General features: G+C 69.0%; 14 protein-coding genes. 12 read left to right on the top strand and 2 right to left on the bottom strand.

The window, feature by feature from the left end; all coding sequences use genetic code 11:
• The first annotated feature begins 162 nt into the window (after positions 1-162).
• The 6 genes from DS843_RS11085 (at position 163) to nifW (ending at position 5,370) form a co-directional block, all read left to right on the top strand.
• On the top strand, positions 163-543 hold the full coding sequence (locus DS843_RS11085; RefSeq protein WP_149468950.1) for a HesB/IscA family protein: 381 nt from the start codon (positions 163-165) through the stop codon (positions 541-543).
• A 49-nt stretch (positions 544-592) separates the two neighbouring features.
• The gene (gene nifU / locus DS843_RS11080; protein WP_149468949.1) at positions 593-1,516 is read left to right on the top strand and encodes a Fe-S cluster assembly protein NifU; all 924 of its coding nucleotides are present in this window, start codon (positions 593-595) and stop codon (positions 1,514-1,516) included.
• Between the two features lie 3 nt (positions 1,517-1,519).
• Positions 1,520-2,725, top strand: coding sequence for a cysteine desulfurase NifS (nifS, locus tag DS843_RS11075; protein ID WP_149468948.1), 1,206 nt, complete (start codon positions 1,520-1,522; stop codon positions 2,723-2,725).
• 252 nt (positions 2,726-2,977) lie between these two features.
• A complete protein-coding gene (nifV, locus tag DS843_RS11065; RefSeq protein WP_167525266.1) occupies positions 2,978-4,117 on the top strand; it encodes a homocitrate synthase in 1,140 nt (379 codons plus the stop codon).
• Between the two features lie 13 nt (positions 4,118-4,130).
• A complete protein-coding gene (cysE, locus tag DS843_RS11060) occupies positions 4,131-5,012 on the top strand; it encodes a serine O-acetyltransferase (RefSeq protein WP_149468945.1) in 882 nt (293 codons plus the stop codon).
• Positions 5,013-5,046: 34 nt separating this feature from the next.
• Positions 5,047-5,370 carry a nitrogenase-stabilizing/protective protein NifW gene (gene nifW / locus DS843_RS11055; RefSeq protein WP_149468944.1) on the top strand — a complete coding sequence of 108 codons (324 nt, stop codon included), beginning with the start codon at positions 5,047-5,049 and terminating at the stop codon, positions 5,368-5,370.
• Between the two features lie 22 nt (positions 5,371-5,392).
• Here the strand turns inward: nifW and DS843_RS11050 are convergent, their stop codons facing one another.
• Positions 5,393-7,114: a tetratricopeptide repeat protein gene (locus DS843_RS11050; RefSeq protein WP_149468943.1), complete on the bottom strand. Its 1,722-nt coding sequence runs from the start codon at positions 7,112-7,114 to the stop codon at positions 5,393-5,395.
• A gap of 231 nt (positions 7,115-7,345) precedes the next feature.
• On the opposite strand from DS843_RS11050, the gene DS843_RS11045 reads away from it, so the two are divergent.
• The 6 genes from DS843_RS11045 (at position 7,346) to DS843_RS11020 (ending at position 13,676) form a co-directional block, all read left to right on the top strand.
• Entirely contained in the window at positions 7,346-8,194 is an 849-nt protein-coding gene (locus DS843_RS11045; protein WP_149468942.1) for an electron transfer flavoprotein subunit beta/FixA family protein, read from the top strand.
• A 53-nt stretch (positions 8,195-8,247) separates the two neighbouring features.
• Positions 8,248-9,327: an electron transfer flavoprotein subunit alpha/FixB family protein gene (locus DS843_RS11040; protein ID WP_149468941.1), complete on the top strand. Its 1,080-nt coding sequence runs from the start codon at positions 8,248-8,250 to the stop codon at positions 9,325-9,327.
• A 29-nt stretch (positions 9,328-9,356) separates the two neighbouring features.
• Complete coding sequence (locus DS843_RS11035) at positions 9,357-10,658, top strand: FAD-dependent oxidoreductase (protein WP_149468940.1); 1,302 nt, start codon at positions 9,357-9,359, stop codon at positions 10,656-10,658.
• Positions 10,655-10,948: a ferredoxin family protein gene (locus DS843_RS11030; protein WP_149468939.1), complete on the top strand. Its 294-nt coding sequence runs from the start codon at positions 10,655-10,657 to the stop codon at positions 10,946-10,948. Before DS843_RS11035 ends, DS843_RS11030 begins: the two co-directional genes overlap by 4 nt.
• A 225-nt stretch (positions 10,949-11,173) precedes the next feature.
• Positions 11,174-11,473, top strand: a complete 300-nt coding sequence (locus DS843_RS11025; protein WP_149468938.1) for a hypothetical protein — start codon at positions 11,174-11,176, stop codon at positions 11,471-11,473.
• A 211-nt stretch (positions 11,474-11,684) separates the two neighbouring features.
• Positions 11,685-13,676 (top strand): methyl-accepting chemotaxis protein, encoded by a 1,992-nt coding sequence (locus DS843_RS11020; protein WP_149468937.1) that lies wholly within the window; start codon positions 11,685-11,687, stop codon positions 13,674-13,676.
• A gap of 27 nt (positions 13,677-13,703) precedes the next feature.
• On the opposite strand, the gene DS843_RS11015 is transcribed toward DS843_RS11020, so the two are convergent.
• On the bottom strand, positions 13,704-16,694 hold the full coding sequence (locus DS843_RS11015; RefSeq protein ID WP_149468936.1) for a DUF3369 domain-containing protein: 2,991 nt from the start codon (positions 16,692-16,694) through the stop codon (positions 13,704-13,706).
• Positions 16,695-16,702 lie beyond the last annotated feature (8 nt).

Raw genomic sequence — 16,702 nt, 5'->3', positions numbered from 1 at the left:
TCGCAAACCCGACATGAGACCGATCCGACAATTGTCGGGAACGCGCCAGCCCACCCACCTGACAATCCGGGAAAATCAATATCTTAGCAATTGGCACGCTGCTTGCTTTTTCAGAGCCAGGATCGGTCGGCATGCCCGACGGAGCATTTGGAGGCGGCAGACATGGTGACCCTGACGGATGCGGCGGTGAACACCCTGGAGCGCGTGCTGGCGAAGTCCGGCGGCGCCGCGGCCGGCCTGCGCATCGCGGTGGCCGACGGCGGCTGCGCCGGCATGAAGTACCAGATGGGGCTGGAGGCCGCGGCGGGCGACGACGACGCCGTGCTGACCTTCGGCCCGGTGACGATCTTCGTCGATCCGACCAGCCAGCCCTTCCTGACCGGCGTGGTGGTCGATTTCGTCGAAGGGGTCGAAGGCGCGGGCTTCAAGTTCGACAACCCCAACGCGGGCAGCACCTGCGGCTGCGGCAAGTCCTTCTCGGCGGGTCCGGGGGGAAGCTGCTCCTCCGCGCCGGCGTCGGGCGGCTGCGGCACCACGCACTAACTCCGAACATTCTCCCCCCACCCGATAACGTCGGGAAAGGCAAGGCGTCATGTGGAACTACACCGACAAGGTCAAGGAACACTTCTTCAACCCGAAGAACGCCGGCGCGCTGGATGAGGCGAACGCCGTGGGCGAGGTCGGGTCGATCACCTGCGGCGATGCCCTGAAGCTGATGATGAAGGTCAACCCCGACAGCCAGATCATCGAGGAAGCGAAGTTCCAGACCTTCGGCTGCGGCTCGGCCATCGCATCCTCGTCGGCGCTGACGGAGATGATCATCGGCAAGACGGTGGACGAGGCGCTGGCCGTCACCAACCGCGACATCGCCGAGTATCTGGGCGGCCTGCCGCCGGAGAAGATGCACTGTTCGGTCATGGGCGCCGAGGCGCTCCGCGCCGCCATCGCCAACTTCAAGGGCGAGGAGTGGGTGGACGACCACGAGGAAGGCGAACTGGTCTGCAAGTGCTTCGGCATCGACGCGGCGATGATCGAGCGCGCGGTGACCGTCAACAGCCTGACCACGCTGGAGGAGGTCACCCACTACACCAAGGCCGGCGGCTCCTGCCAGACCTGCCACGAGAAGATCGAGGAGGTTCTGGAGGCCGTGCTCGCCAAGACCGGCGCGCTGGCCCCGCCCAAGGCCCACGCCCCCGGCACGGTCGGTCTGGACGCCATCAAGCCGCTGGCCCCGAAGGCCGAGGCCCCGGCAGCTCCGGCGAAACTCACGAACGTGCAGCGCATGCAGAAGATCATGGTCGCCATCGAGGAGCTGCGCCCGCAAATCCAGCGCGACGGCGGCGACGTGGAACTGGTGGACATCGACGGCAAGGACATCTACGTCCGCCTGACCGGCGCCTGCTCCGGCTGTTCGCAGTCCGCCGGCACCATGATGGGCGTGCAGGCCAAGCTGGTCGAGGCGCTGGGCGAATTCGTCCGCGTCAAGCCCGCCTCCCTCCTGCCGGCGGGGGCCTGAGCCATGACCGCACAGGGCATTTACCTCGACAACAACGCCACCACCCGCGTCGATCCGGACGTTCTGGCGGAGATGCTGCCCCTGTTCACCGAGCAGTTCGGCAACCCCTCCTCCATGCACGGCTTCGGCGCCGCGGTGGGCGGCAAGATCGAATGGGCGCGCAAGCAGGTGCAGGCGCTTCTCGGCGCCGCCCACGACAGCGAGATCGTCTTCACCTCCGGCGGCACGGAGAGCGACAACACCGCCATCCTGTCGGCGCTTGAGGCCTACCCGAAGAAGACGAGCATCGTCACCAGCGTGGTCGAGCATCCCGCCGTCCTGGCGCTGTGCGACTATTTGGAGAAGAAGCGCGGCTACACCGTCCACCGCATCGGCGTGGACGCCCAGGGCAACCTGGACTTGGACGCCTACAAGGCGGCGCTGTCGCCGGACGTCGCCATCGTCTCCATCATGTGGGCGAACAACGAGACCGGGACGATCTTCCCGATCGAGGAGCTGGCCCAGCTCGCCAAGGCCGTTGGGGCGGTGTTCCACACCGACGCGGTGCAGGCGGTCGGCAAGATCCCGATGACGCTCGCCAACAGCGCGGTCGACATGCTGTCGCTGTCCGGCCACAAGCTGCACGCCCCCAAGGGCATCGGCGCGCTCTACGTCAAGCGCGGCCTGCGCTTCCGCCCGATGCTGCGCGGCGGCCACCAGGAGCGCTCGCGCCGCGCCGGCACGGAGAACGCGCCGGGCATCGTCGGGCTGGGGGCGGCCGCACAGCTCGCGCTCCTGCACATGACGGACGAGAACACGCGGGTGAAGGCCCTGCGCGACAAGCTGGAGCAGGCCATCCTGGCTGCCGTCCCGAACTGCTTCGTCACCGGCAACCCGGCCAACCGGCTGCCCAACACCTGCAACGTCGCCTTCGAGTACATCGAAGGCGAGGCGATCCTGCTGCTGCTGAACGAGGCCGGAATCGCCGCCTCGTCGGGGTCGGCCTGCACCTCCGGGTCGCTGGAGCCGAGCCATGTGATGCGGGCGATGGGCGTTCCCTACACCGCCGCCCACGGCGCCACCCGCTTCTCCCTGTCGCGCGAGACGACCGAGGAGGAGATCGAGCGGGTGATCGCGGTGGTCCCCGGCATCATCGCGAAGCTGCGCTCGCTGTCGCCCTACTGGTCACAGGCGGGCGCGCCGAAGGAGTTCGCGCCGGTCTATTCGTAAAAATATCTATTCGCAACACCGAGATCGCAGGCCGGGCCGGGCCCGCGCCCCGGCAACCCGCCCGACGACACCCTCCGGGACGCGGTTCCCCGGCCCGGTCTGCGACCAACACCCTCCTGCCCCCTCCCCATCCCTCCCCCGCTGTCGCGGTGGAGGGGGCGGAGCGGCGGCAGTCCCCTCTCCCGCGAAGCGGGGGAGAGCTAGGGAGGGGGCAATCACCGCGACACATTCGCAGAGGCTCACCCTATGCCGATGGCCGGTTCCACCATCATCAACGACACGACGCTGCGCGACGGGGAGCAGACGGCGGGGGTCGCCTTCACGCTCGACGAGAAGATCGCCATCGCCCGCGCGCTCGACGAGGCCGGCGTGCCGGAGCTTGAGATCGGCATCCCCGCCATGGGTCCGGAGGAGCGCGAAGGCATCCGCGCCGTCGCCGCTCTAGGGCTGAAGGCCCGGCTGATGGTCTGGTGCCGCATGCACGACGCCGACCTGAAGGCGGCGCTGGATTGCGCGGTCGGCTTCGTCAACCTGTCGATGCCCGTCTCCGACATCCACATCACCAAGAAGCTCAAGCGCAGCCGTGCCTGGGCCTTGTCGGAAATCGAACGCAAGGTCAAGACGGCCCGCGACCATGGGCTGGAGGTCAGCCTGGGCGGCGAGGACTCCTCGCGCGCCGACATGGATTTCCTGATCGCCGCCGCGACCGTGGCCCAGGAGGCCGGCGCCCGCCGCTTCCGCTTCGCCGACACGCTGGGCGTGCTCGATCCCTTCCAGACGCGCGCCTGCATCGAGCGGCTGCGCCGGGCCACCGATCTGGAGATCGAGATCCACTCCCATGACGATCTCGGCCTCGCCAACGCCAACTCGCTGGCTGCCGTGCTGGGCGGGGCGACCCACGTCAACACCACCGTCAACGGCCTGGGCGAGCGCGCCGGCAACGCCCCGCTGGAGGAGGTGGTGGTGTCGCTGAAGGTGCTCTACGGGCTGCACACCGGCGTGGACACCCGCGCGCTGAGCGCGATTTCCGACCTCGTGGAGCGCGCCTCCAACCGGCCCGTGGCGGTCAACAAATCCATCGTCGGCGATGCCGTCTTCACGCACGAGGCCGGCATCCATGTGGACGGGCTGCTGCGCGACCGCGCCACCTACCAGAATTTCGACCCCGCCGAGGTGGGGCGCGAGCACCGCATCGTGCTGGGCAAGCATTCCGGTACGGCGGCGGTGAAGATGGCCTACGGCCAGCTCGGCATCGCCTGCGACGACGCCACCGCCCAGGCGGTGCTGCCGCGGGTGCGTGCGCTCGCCACCCGCGCCAAGCGCGCCCCGACGGCGGAGGAGCTGGTCGCCTTCCACGACGACGCCCGGCGCTGGAGCTGCGTCTCCTCGTGATCCGGAGGACCCCATGGCCGCCATCGACGCCCATTCGAGCCTGGACATGAAGGAGCCCGGTCTGTGGCGCCTCATGCGCGAGGACGTCGCCTGCGTCTTCGACCGCGATCCGGCGGCGCGCAACCTCTTCGACGTGCTGACCTGCTACCCCGGCATCCACGCCCTGGCGATCCACCGGCTGGCCAACGCCGCCTGGAGGCGGGGGCTGCGCTGGCCGGCGCGTTTCCTGTCCTATCTGGCCCGCGCGCTGACCAACATCGACATCCACCCCGGCGCCACCATCGGCCGACGCTTCTTCATCGACCACGGGGCCGGCGTCGTCATCGGCGAAACGGCGGAGGTCGGCGACGACGTGACGATCTATCACGGCGTCACGCTGGGCGGCACCTCCTGGACCAAGGGCAAGCGCCACCCGACGCTGGGCGACGGGGTGCTGGTCGGGTCCGGGGCCAAGATCCTGGGGCCGATCACCATCGGCGCCAACGGCCGCGTCGGTGCGAACTCCGTGGTGACCAAGGACGTCCCGGACGGCATGACGGTGGTCGGCATCCCGGGCCGCGTCGTCCGCCCGGACACCAAGCGCCAAACCGACACCCAGCGCCGAACCGACACCCAGGACCGGCTGGCCGCCCACGGCATCGACCTCGACCACCATCTGATGCCCGACCCGGTCGGCAAGGCCATCGCCTGCCTGATCGACCACATCAACCGCATCGAGGCCCGGCTGGAAGCCCACGCGGCGGAAGACGCCGCGAACCTTGCCCCGCTGGGCGCCATCCGGCTGGACGATCCGCCGCTCGACGGCATTGTCTGCCGGAGCTGCGGCAACCTCTGCGACCAGGATTCCTGCGGCAACCACGACGCCCGCAACCACGCCGATCATTACGTCATCTGACCAACACCGCATCCCAAGGGAAAGGACGCCCGCCATGAGCTTCAAGGACGATCTGGAGGATCTGGAAACCGCGGAGGATTTCCTGCGCTTTCTCGGCGTCACCTACGAGCAGCGCGTGGTCAACGTGAACCGCCTGCACATCCTCCAGCGCTTCCACGACTATCTGGCCGCCGACAACGGCCTGGACGCCCTGGACGACGAGGGCATGGCCGCCCGCTACCAAGCCCATCTGGAGCGCGCCTACCAGGATTTCGTGGTGTCCAACGCCATCGCGGAAAAGACCTTCAAGGTCCACAAGGAGGAGGCCCGCCGGATGGCCGACCGCTTCGTCCCGCTGGACGCCCTGCTGCCGGGCTGACCCTGCTGCCGGGCTGACGGAGTCAGAAGGGGCGGGCCGCCGCCCGCTCCCTCAGGGCCGTGGCGACGCGCGCCGCCAGTTCCGCCCAATCGCCGGGACGGCGCTGCCGGAACAGGCGGGCGGTGGGGTACCATGGGCTGTCCTCCCGCCCGTGCATCCAGCGCCAGTCCGGCGCGTGGGCCAGCAGCACCCACACCGGCACGCCCAGCGCGCCGGCCAGATGGGCCGACCCGGTGCAGGACGCGATGACCAGGTCCAGGTTCGCCATGACGGCGGCGGTGTCCGCGAAGTCCATCACTTCGCCGCCCAGATCGCACAGGGTGTCCGGCACCGGAACGCGGGCGAGGTCGGCCCGCCCCTCCCCCACCTGAAGCCCGACGAAGCGCACCCCCGGCACCTCCAGCAGCGGGCGCAGGGCGGCCAGACCGGGTGAACGCAGATGGTCCCCCCGGAACTGCGCGTTGCCCGCCCAGACCAGCCCGACCCGCAGCCCCGCCCCGTCGCCCATCCGCGCCCGCCAGCGCGCCGCCCGCGCCGGATCGGCCGTCACATAGGGAACGCGCGCCGGCAGGGTCTCCAGCCGCGTGCCGAAGACGAAGGGAAGGCTCATCAGCGGGCACTGAAGGTCGGTGTCCGGCGCCTCGCCCAGCGGATGGACGCTCGCCACCCCCGCCACCGTTTCGAACAGCGTCACCAGCGGCGCCGGGCATTCCACCACCACCCGTCCGCCGCGCGCGGCGACCAGAGGCGCGTAGCGGATGAACTGGATGCCGTCGCCGTGCCCCTGCTCCGCGTAGAGCCGGACGCTCCGCCCCTCCAGCGGTTCCCCGGTCCAGCGCGGCTGCCCCCGGTCGGGAACCGGAACGCCGCGCCGGAGCCGCCACTCGAACGCCCGCCATCCCTCGTCCCAGTCCCCGGCGGCGAGCCGCTGGCAGCCCAGGTTGAACCGCGCGTCCACATGATCGGGCGCCAGCCGGACGGCGCGCCGGAAGCCATCGATCGCCGCCTGACCGAGGGCGCAGTCGCTGGCGGTGACCCCCAGGTTGAAGTGAGCCGTCGCGTTCGCAGGCTCCAAAGCCAGCGTCCGCCGGTACAGCGCCATCGCCTCCGCGAAGCGCCCCGAGCACTTCACGGCGTCGGCCAACCCCAGCCGGGCGGCGGGGTCTTCGGGCCGGCTGTCCACCAGCGCCCGGAAGACAGCTTCCGCGGTCAGATGATCGCCGAGCGCGGCATGCAGACCCGCCCGCAACGCCGCGACCTGCCGGTCTTCGGGGTCCAGCCGGGCGGCCCGGCCCATCGGCGCCACCGCCTCCGCCGCGCGGCCCGCGTTGCGCAGCGCCTGGGCGAGGTTGCCCAACACCACGGCGTCGTCCGGGCAGAAGGCCAGCGCCACGCGGTAGCAGACCGCCGCCGCGTCGGGACGCCCATGGTCGAACAGGCCGTCGCCCGCCCTCAGAAAGGCCGCTCCAACGATGCCCGCGTCGGCGCGCGCGGCTTTTGTCAGGTTTGTCCGGTAGGCGACAGAGGCCGGATTCAACGCCGCGGCCTGGGCGATCAGAACGACCGCCTCTCCCGGACGCCCGGTCTGGGCGCGCACCACCCCCAGCAGATGCAGGGCGTCGGGGTGCAGCGGCTGCGCCTCCAGGATGCGGGCATAGGCCGCCGCGGCTTCGTCCAATTGGCCGGACTGGTGCCGGCGGACGGCGTCGGACAGGATTTCGGGAAGGGACGCGGAGGCCGTCATGATGCCCCGCAGCTTACACCCCGCCCCGGCCCGTCCGCCAGCGCCGCCGGGGCCGCACCCTGTTGAGAAACCGACACCCGTTTCCTTTGTCGTTTTTGCGACAATCTCGCAACAACAGGATTATTCATATAATTCAATACATTACCGCACCCGCACAAGACTGGCACGCCGATTGCTGGTAGCACCATAGCCACGCCGCGCGACAGGCGGCGGAACGCCAAGGAGACCGGGATGCACATCGTTGTCTGTATCAAACAGGTGCCCGACAGCGCCCAGATCCGCATCCACCCCGTGACGAACACGATCATGCGTCAGGGCGTCCCGGCCATCATCAACCCCTTCGACCTCTTCTCGCTGGAGGAGGCGCTGCGGATCAAGGACAAGGTGGGCGCCCGCGTCACCGTCCTGACCATGGGGCCGCCGATGGCCGAAACCTCGCTTCGCAAGGCGCTGTCGCTGGGCGCCGACGACGCGGTGCTGCTGACCGACCGCAAGTTCGCCGGATCGGACACGCTGGCGACCTCCTACGCCCTGACCTCCGCCATCCGGAAGCTGTCGGAGGAGGAGCCGGTCGATCTGGTCTTCTGCGGCAAGCAGACCGTGGACGGCGACACCGCGCAGGTGGGGCCGGGCATCGCCACGCGGCTGGGCTTCCAGCAGCTCACCTACATCTCCAAGATCGAATCGATCGACGAGAGCGCGCGGGAGATCGTCGTGCACCGCCGCTCCGAAGGCGGCGTGCAGGTGCTGAAGACCGCCCTGCCCTGCATGATCACCATGCTGGAAGGCACGAACACCATCCGCTTCGGCAAGATGGACGACCTGTTCCGCGCCGCCCGCTACGGCCTGAAGACCTGGAGCAAGGACACCACCGGCGCCGAGGAGACGAAGGTCGGGCTGAAGGGCTCGCCCACCGTCGTGTCGAAGGTCTTCGTGCCGAAGCCGCGCGCCCAGAAGGCGACGATGATCGAAGCCGAGGCCGCCACGCCGGACGCACAGGCCGCCGCCGCGGTGGAGGCCATCCTCGGCGCCCAGCCGAAACTCGCCGACGAGCTGCTCGCCCGCGCCGCCGGCCTGTGACGCGCTGGCCTTGACGCGCCGTTCCTGACGAATCCTCCGCCGGAGACATCCCGATGAGCGAACCAAGCAAGCCGCAGGGACGCAAGTTCCAACTGCCCGAGCACCTGAAGGAATACAAGGGCATCTGGGTGATCGTGGAGCAGGAGCGCGGCTCCGTCCATTCCGTGTCGTGGGAGCTGGTGGGCGAGGCCCGCAAGCTCGCCGACAAGCTGGGGGTCGAGGTGGGGGCCGTGGTGCTGGGCGCCGACAGCCCGGAACTGAACGCCATCTGCGGCGACGCCTTCACCTACGGCGCCGACGTCGTCTACAAGGTGACCGACCCGGTCCTGGCCGACTACCGCACCGATCCCTACACGCGGGTGATGACCGAGGTGGTCAACACCTACAAGCCGGAAATCGTGCTGCTGGGCGCCACCACGCTGGGCCGCGACCTGGCCGGGGCCATCGCCACCACGCTCGCCACCGGCCTGACCGCCGACTGCACCGAGCTGGACATCTACATGGACAACCGGTCGCTGGCGGCCACCCGCCCGACTTTCGGCGGCACCCTGCTGTGCACCATCCAGACGCTGGCCTACCGCCCGCAGATGGCCACGGTGCGCCCGCGCGTGATGTCGATGCCCGACCGCGACGACAGCCGCACCGGCCGCGTGGTCGAGGTGTTCCCGGTGCTGCGCGAGGACGACGTCGTCACCAAGGTGCTGAGCTTCATCGCCGACCGCGAGCAGAACGAGGCGCAGCTCGCCTTCGCCGACATCATCGTCGCGGGGGGCAAGGGGCTGGGCAAGCCGGAGAACCTGAAGCTGGCCTTCGACCTCGCCAAGGTCCTGGGCGGCGAGGTCGGTGTGACCCGTCCGCTGGTCCAGGCCGGCTGGACCGGCTTCGACCGGCAGGTCGGGCAGACCGGCAAGACGGTGCGCCCGAAGCTCTACATCGCCGCCGGTATCTCCGGCGCCATCCAGCACCGGGTCGGCATGGAGAAGTCCGACCTGATCCTGGCCATCAACACCGACCCCAACGCGCCGATCTTCGACTTCGCCCATCTCGGGCTGGTCGGCGACGCGCTGACCATCCTGCCGGCCCTGACCGACGCTTTCGGCAAGCGCCTCTCGGTCAACCGGCTGGCCGGCTAAGCAACCGGACGAACAGGAGCCAACAGGACATGGTCGAAAAGTTCGACGCCATCGTCATCGGTGCCGGCCCGTCCGGCAACGCGGCGGCCTACACGCTGGCCAAGCAGGGCCTCAGCGTCCTTCAACTCGAGCGCGGGGAGTATCCCGGCGCCAAGAACGTCCAGGGCGGCATCATGTACGCCGCCGAGCTGGAGAAGATCATCCCGGACTTCCGCGAGGATTGCCCGACCGAGCGCCACATCATCGAACAGCGCATCTGGCTGCTCGGCGACGACAACTACATCGGCACCAACTACCGGTCGGACGCCTTCAACACCGACAAGCCGAACCGCTACACGATCATCCGCGCCAACATCGACAAGTGGTTCTCGGAGAAGATCCGCGAGGCTGGCGGCCTGCAGATCTGCGAGACCACGGTGACGGAGCTGATCCGCGACGCGTCGGGCAAGGTCATCGGCGTGCGCACCGACCGCGAGGGCGGGGAGATCCACGCCGACGTGGTCATCATGGCCGACGGCGTGAACGCCCTGCTGGCCCGCCGCTCCGGCTTCCAGCAGGAGCTGGCGCCGCAGAACGTCGCGCTGGCGGTCAAGGAGATCCTGTTCATCGATCCCGAACTGATCCAGCAGCGCTTCGGCCTGAAGGACGAGGAGGGCGTGGTCATCGAGATCATGGGCAAGGTGACCAAGGGCATGGTCGGCACGGCGTTCCTCTACACCAACAAGGAATCGCTGACGATCGGCATCGGCTGCCTGATCTCCGACTTCAAGCAGGGCGCCATCCCGCCCTACAAGATGCTGGAGGACCTGAAGAACCACCCCGTCATCAAGCCGCTGATCGAAGGGGCGGAGATGAAGGAATACGCCGCCCACATGATCCCCGAGGGCGGCTACAAGGCGGTTCCGCAGCTCTATGGCGACGGTTGGATGGTGGTCGGCGACGCCGCCCACTTCAACAACGCCGCCCACCGCGAGGGCTCCAACCTCGCCATGGCGTCCGGCCGCATGGCGGCGGAGACGGTGATCGCGCTGAAGCAGGCCGGCAAGCCCTTCAACGCCGCCAACCTCGCCGCCTACAAGAAGAAGCTGGACGACAGCTTCATCATGAAGGACCTGAAGAAGTACCGGAACCTGCCGGGCATCATGCACGAGAACAAGCAGTTCTTCGGCGCCTATCCCGACACGCTGACCGCCGCCGCCCACAACTGGTTCACCGTGGACAGCGTGGACAAGAAGACGAAGGAAAAGGAAATCATGAAGTCCTTCGTCAGGAAGCGCTCGATCATGGGGCTGGTCGGCGACGCAATCAAGCTGGTGAGGGCCGTGCGATGAGCATCATGGTCAAGATCGAAGAGAAGCTGTACCAGAACCGCTACATCGTGGACGAGAGCCGTCCGCACATCCAGATCCGCAACGACGCGGTCTGCAAGTCCTGCGCGTCCCAGGCCTGCACCGTCTGCTGCCCGGCGGCCTGCTACACCAAGAACGAGACGGGCAGCGTGACGCTGGCCACCGATGGCTGCCTGGAATGCGGCACCTGCCGCGTGGTCTGCCAGGACAAGGAAAATATTCAGTGGGACTACCCGCGGGGCGGTTACGGCATCAGTTATAAGTTCGGTTGAGGAACGCACCGCCGGACTTACGGCCTTCGCCGCTGGTCCGCCGGTCGTCTCCCTCTCCTATCCGCCATGACTAGAACCCCTTCCCGCTTCCGCGGGGAGGGGTTTCTTCGTCGCAAGGACCTCTCCCTGCCCGCGCCGTGTTTTTCGGCCACCGATCCGATGCGGAAGGGCCGGAGGCTGCTCATATCCGTTGTATCGGGACCTGTGGAACGAGGGAGACGGGACATGCAGCTTCGTGTCTGCTTCGAGAACATGGAAACGGTCAACGTCAACGATCCGTCCATGATGCGGCATTACGCCGAAAGCTATCTGTCCGATTTCCGGCCGGAATGGGCGGGTTTCATCATGCTGCCCCACGACGAGACCCGGCGCGCCACGATGGAACCGGTCTGGCAGATGCTGATCCGCAACGCCACGCCGGAGATGGAACGCCGTCTCGTGGACTATGTCCGGGGCAATCCGATGGCCGCCTACCATGTGCACATCTATCGCCGCGATCATGGCAATGAGGTGAAGGTTCATTAAAACCCTGCAACACAGCGGCAAAGCCAGCCGAAATGAATGACTAGAAAATAGGCAGAATGCCAAAGACCGCTATGCACTCCCGCATCTATGACATCGTATCGCGAAATGCCGATAGCGGTCTTTTCTTTTTATTTACAGTTTCAGACCTAGGTTTCCGCTCCCAAGCGTTCAAAAAACAGGCGGGGAAGAAGCACCCCGCGGGGAGCATTGCATGCGACTCACTATCAAATTCGTCCTGCTTTCGGTCTTCGGCCTGCTGGGTGCACTGCTGGGAATCAGCGATCTGGTCGGGCTGCGCGCGCTCGACGTCGCGAACGAGAATCTCCGCACCGTCCATGACGACCGCGTTCTGCCCCTGCGCGACCTGAAGGTCATCTCCGACGCCTACGCGGTCTTCGTCGTCGACGCCTCGCACAAGGCCCGCAACGGCAACTTCACCTGGGACGAGAGCCTGTCCTCCGTCCGCAAGGCCAAGGACGACATCCGGGAGCGCTGGAACGCTTATCTGGGCACCTATCTCAACCCGGAAGAGGCGGCTCTGGTGACCGGTATCAAGCCGGAGATGGCCAAGGCCGACGCCGCGGTGGAACGGCTGATCCGCATTCTGTCGGGCCGGGACGCCGCCGCGCTCGATGCCTTCGTGAAGAGCGAGCTGTACCAGACCATCGACCCCGTCACCGACCGCATCAGCCAGCTCATCGACCTTCAGGTGCGGGTCGCCGGCGAGCGCTATGCGGAGGCTCAGGCCACCCACGCCGCCGCCAGCACGACCTCCCAGGTGCTGTTGGCGATCGGCGCCGCGATGATGGCGCTGGGCATGGCGGCGGTGCTGCTGCGCGTCGTGCGGCCGGTGGACCGCCTGACCGAGACGATGCGGCGCATCGCCGCAGGCGACTACGGCACCGCCGTCCCGGCGACCGGCGGGCGCGACGAGATCGGCGAGATGGCCCGCGCGGTGGAGGTCTTCAAGGCCAACGGGCTGGAGAACCTGCGCATGCGCCAGGAGCAGGAACGCCAGCGCGAGGAGGCCGAGGCCGCCAAACGCGACGCGCTGGAAAACATGGCCCAGACGGTGGAGCGCGAGACCCGCAACGCCGTGGACCGCGTGGCCGAGCAGACCGGGCACATGGGCTCCAACGCCGAGGCGATGGCCCGGTCGGCGGGTGCCGTCGGGGTGAACAGCCAGTCCGTGGCCGCCGCCGCGGAGCAGGCCCTGCGCAACGCCCAGACCGTCGCCGCCGCGTCGGAGGAGCTGGCCGCCTCCATCCAGGAGATCGGCACCCAGGTCGCCCAGGCCAGCAGCATCACCCGCAGCGCCGTGGAGAAGGGCGATCAGGCGCGCGACACCATCCAATCCCTTTCCAACACCGTCCAGAAGATCGGCGACGTCGCCCAACTGATCCAGAACATCGCCAGCCAGACCAACCTTCTGGCTCTGAACGCGACCATCGAGGCCGCCCGCGCGGGCGAGGCCGGCAAGGGATTCGCCGTGGTGGCGGGCGAGGTGAAGAACCTGGCCAGCCAGACCGCCAAGGCCACGGAGGACATCGCCACCCAGATCGCCAGCATCCAGGCGGCGACCGGGAACGCCGTGGGCGCCGTCTCCACCATCATCGGCAGCATCGCCGAGGTGGATCAGGTGGCCGCCGCCATCGCCGCCGCGATGGAGGAGCAAGGGGCCGCCACCCAGGAAATCAGCCGCAACGTCAACCAGACCGCCGATGCCGCGCGGGAGGTGTCGCACCGGATCGCCGAGGTGTCGGGCGAGGCCAAGGCAACCGGCGACCGCGCCACCGACGTGCGCAGTTTCGCGGAAGAGGTGGCGGGCAGCATCGACGATCTGCGCAGCATCCTGGTCCGCGTCGTCCGCACCTCCATGACCGAGGTGGACCGGCGGCGCGAGGCGCGCTATGCGCTGGACCTGCCCGTCCGTGCGGAAACGCCCGCCGGCAGCCGGACCTGCCGTCTGCAGAACCTGTCGCCCAGCGGCGCCGCGCTGCATGTCTGGGACGGCGCCGCGAACGGCACGCGCGGCACGCTGCACATCGAGAGCATCGGCATCCCCCTGCCCTTCAGCGTGGTGATGGTGGACGCCCACAATTGCCACGTCCGGTTCGAACTGCCGGACGACGCGAAGGCCGGCTTCCGGCGGCGGTTCGACGCGCTGGTCCGCGACCGCGGCCTGCAGCCGATGGCCGCCTGACGGAAGGGTAAGGTGGGCGCCGGTTCGCTAAACCGGCGCCATGCCGCGGATGAAGGCGGCGGCGCGGCCCAGTTCCCGGTCGGCGCGGGCGACCAGCGCGCCGATCCCGTCCAGCCGCCGGTCCATGCAGGCCAGCTCGATGGCGTCGCTCACCTCGGCCAGATCGCGCGCTCCCACCGTGCGGGAGGACCCGGCCAGCTTGTGGGCGGCCTGCCGCACGGCGTCCCAATCCCCAGACTCGTGGGCGGCGACCAGTCGGTCGCGGCTGGCGCTGTTGGAGACGATGAACTCCTGCAGCAGTTGCGCGACGAACTCCATGTCCCCATCGAACAGCGTCGCCAGAACGCCCACATCAATGGGAGGGCCAGCGGAGGAAGCGGCATCCCCCGCCGTCTCCGGCGCTGAGGGAACTTCATCCTCCTGTACGGGCGCGGCACCGGACGGCAGATAGCGGTCCAGCAGGCGGCGCAACTGGCCGATCTCCACCGGCTTCGACAAGGCGTCGTCCATCCCGGCGGACAGGCAGCGCTGGGCCTCGCCGGCCATGGCGTTGGCGGTGATCGCGACGATCCGCAGGCGGGGGCGTCCGCCGGACTCCTCCTCCGCGCGGATGCGGCGGGTCAGCTCGAACCCGTCCATCTCCGGCATCTGGCAATCGCTCAGCAGCAGCGCGTAATCCCTCTTGCGCCAGAGGGCGAGCGCCTGGGCGCCGTCTTCCGCCATGTCCGCCGTCTGCCCCAGCAGGGCGAGCTGCCGCTGGATCACCTGCCGGTTGGTCGGATGGTCCTCGGCCACCAGAATGCGCGGCGGGGTCGCCGTCCCCTCCGGCGCGGAGGGCGTGGCCGGTGCGGGTGAGGGGTGGACCGCCTCGGCCTCCACCCCCGGCCCACGGCCCGCGGCGGCCAGCACGGCGCGCACCAGATGACCGCGGCGCACCGGGCGGGCCATGGCGACCGCGTCCGCCGCGCCGCCGCTCCCGCCGAGCAGCACCCGCCCGCGCCCCAGCCTCGGAGCCGCGGCGTCCAGCGCCCGCAAATCCTCCTCCGCGGTGGTGAGCACGACGTCGCAGGGCGTGCCGGGCGGCAGAGCCCGCATCGCCGCCGCGGCGTCCGGCGCGTCCATCAGCAGGGCGCCGTCGGTGTTCAGGTAGCGGGCGAGGAACTGGCGCTCCTCCGCGTCGGCGGCCAGAAGCAGCACCGACAGGCCGGCCAGCGGCGGGGCGGCGACGGCCCCCGCGTCGCCGTCCGGGGCGAGATCGGCGTTGAAGGTGAACCAGAAGGTGGAGCCGCGGCCCGGCTCGCTCGTCACGCCGACCGCGCCGCCCATCAGCTCCGCCAGACGGCGGCAGATCGACAGCCCCAGGCCGGTCCCGCCGAAGCGCCGGGTGGTCGAGGCCTCCGCCTGGGTGAAGGGGCGGAACAGGTGGGCCTGCGCCTCCTTGGTAATGCCGATGCCGGTGTCGGTGACGGCGATCCGGATGGTCGCCCGCCCGTCCTCGAACCGCGCCAGTTCCGCCCGGATGCGGACCGAGCCGGAGGGGGTGAACTTCACGGCGTTGCCGGCGATGTTGAACAGCACCTGCCGGATGCGCACCGAATCGCCCATGACCAGCGGCGGCAGGTCGGGATCGACGTAGGTGACGAGCGCCAGATCCTTCTGCCGCGCCGCCGGGGCCAGCGTCTCGGCCACGCCCTCCACCACCGCGGACAGCGACACCGGGGCGCGCTCCAGGTCCAGCCGCCCGGCCTCGATCTTCGAGAAATCCAGGATGTCGTTGATGATGGTCAGCAGCGCCCCCGCCGAATCGCGCACGACCGAGACCAGCTCCCGCTGTTCGGGGGTCAGCGGCGTGTATTCCAGCAATTCCAGCATGCCCTGGACGCCGTTCATGGGGGTGCGGATCTCGTGGCTCATGGTCGCCAGGAACAGCGACTTGGCCTGGTTGGCGGCCTCCGCCTCGGACCGCGCGGCCTCCGCCGCCTCGGTCGCGGCGACCAGTTCGCGGGTCCGGTCGATCACCTGGCTTTCCAGGTTGCGGTTCAGCGCGGTCAGCTCCTCGTACAAATGCACGTTGTCGAAGCCGACCGCGACCTTGGAGCAGAAGACCTCCAGCAGCCTCCGCTCGTCCTCCGTCAGGGGGCGCCGGTGGCTGATGTGGAACACCGTGTCGTGGTGCCGCGAGGTGGAACGGAAGACCAGAAGGCTGCGCTCCCGCTCGTAGCGGTTGCGCCCGTCGGCCAGCGCCTGGGCCACCGCCTCCGCCGCTTCCGCCGGCAGGGCGGCCCGCACCGGCTTGCCTTCCGCCGCCGCGTGGATGCCGCCGGCGCCCAGCACCAGCGGTTCGCGCGCGACGGTGCCGGTCTCCTCCTCCGTCCAGCGGCTGCACAGGGCGATGCCGTCGCAGGGCGGGCAGATCTCCGCGATCTTCGACACCGCGCCGCAGACGAACTCCGCCATGGTCCGCTTGTCCAGCAGGGCGGAGGAGGCGTCCAGGATGCGCTCCAGCCCCCGGCGGTGGTCCTCGATGGCGGTGATGTCCTGATAGCCGCGCAGCGCGGCGACGACGGAGGTGAACAGCTTCTGCGCCGTCAGCTCCGTCTTCGATTTGTAGTCGTTGATGTCGTAGCTCAGGATGACGTCGCGTTCCGGCGCCTGCCCCGGCTGGCCGGTGCGCAGGATGATGCGCACACGGCGGTTGTTCAGCTCGTTGCGGATCATGCGCACCAGCCGCAGGCCGGCGTCGTCCGATTCCATGACCACGTCCAGAAGCACCACGGCGATGGCCGGGTTCTGCTCCAGCAGGCTGCGCGCCTCCGCCGCGGTGCCGGCGGACAGGAACTGCGCCGGGCGGCCTTCGAAGGTGAAGCCGCGCAGCACCATCTTGGTGGTGGCGTGGATGGCCGGGTCGTCGTCCACGATCAGGATGATCCAGGGGTCCGCAGGCTCCGGCGCCGCTTCCTTCGCCGGCTCGGACTCCACTCCCGGCTCGTCGTCGGCGAAAAGAAACTCGTCGCTCATCGAACTCC

Origin of the sequence: Roseomonas genomospecies 6 (genome assembly GCF_008365375.1) — a bacterium.
Classification (GTDB): Bacteria; Pseudomonadota; Alphaproteobacteria; order Azospirillales; family Azospirillaceae; genus Azospirillum.
The sequence above is the reverse complement of the archived record's forward strand: the minus strand, read 5'-3'. Positions and strand labels throughout refer to the sequence as shown.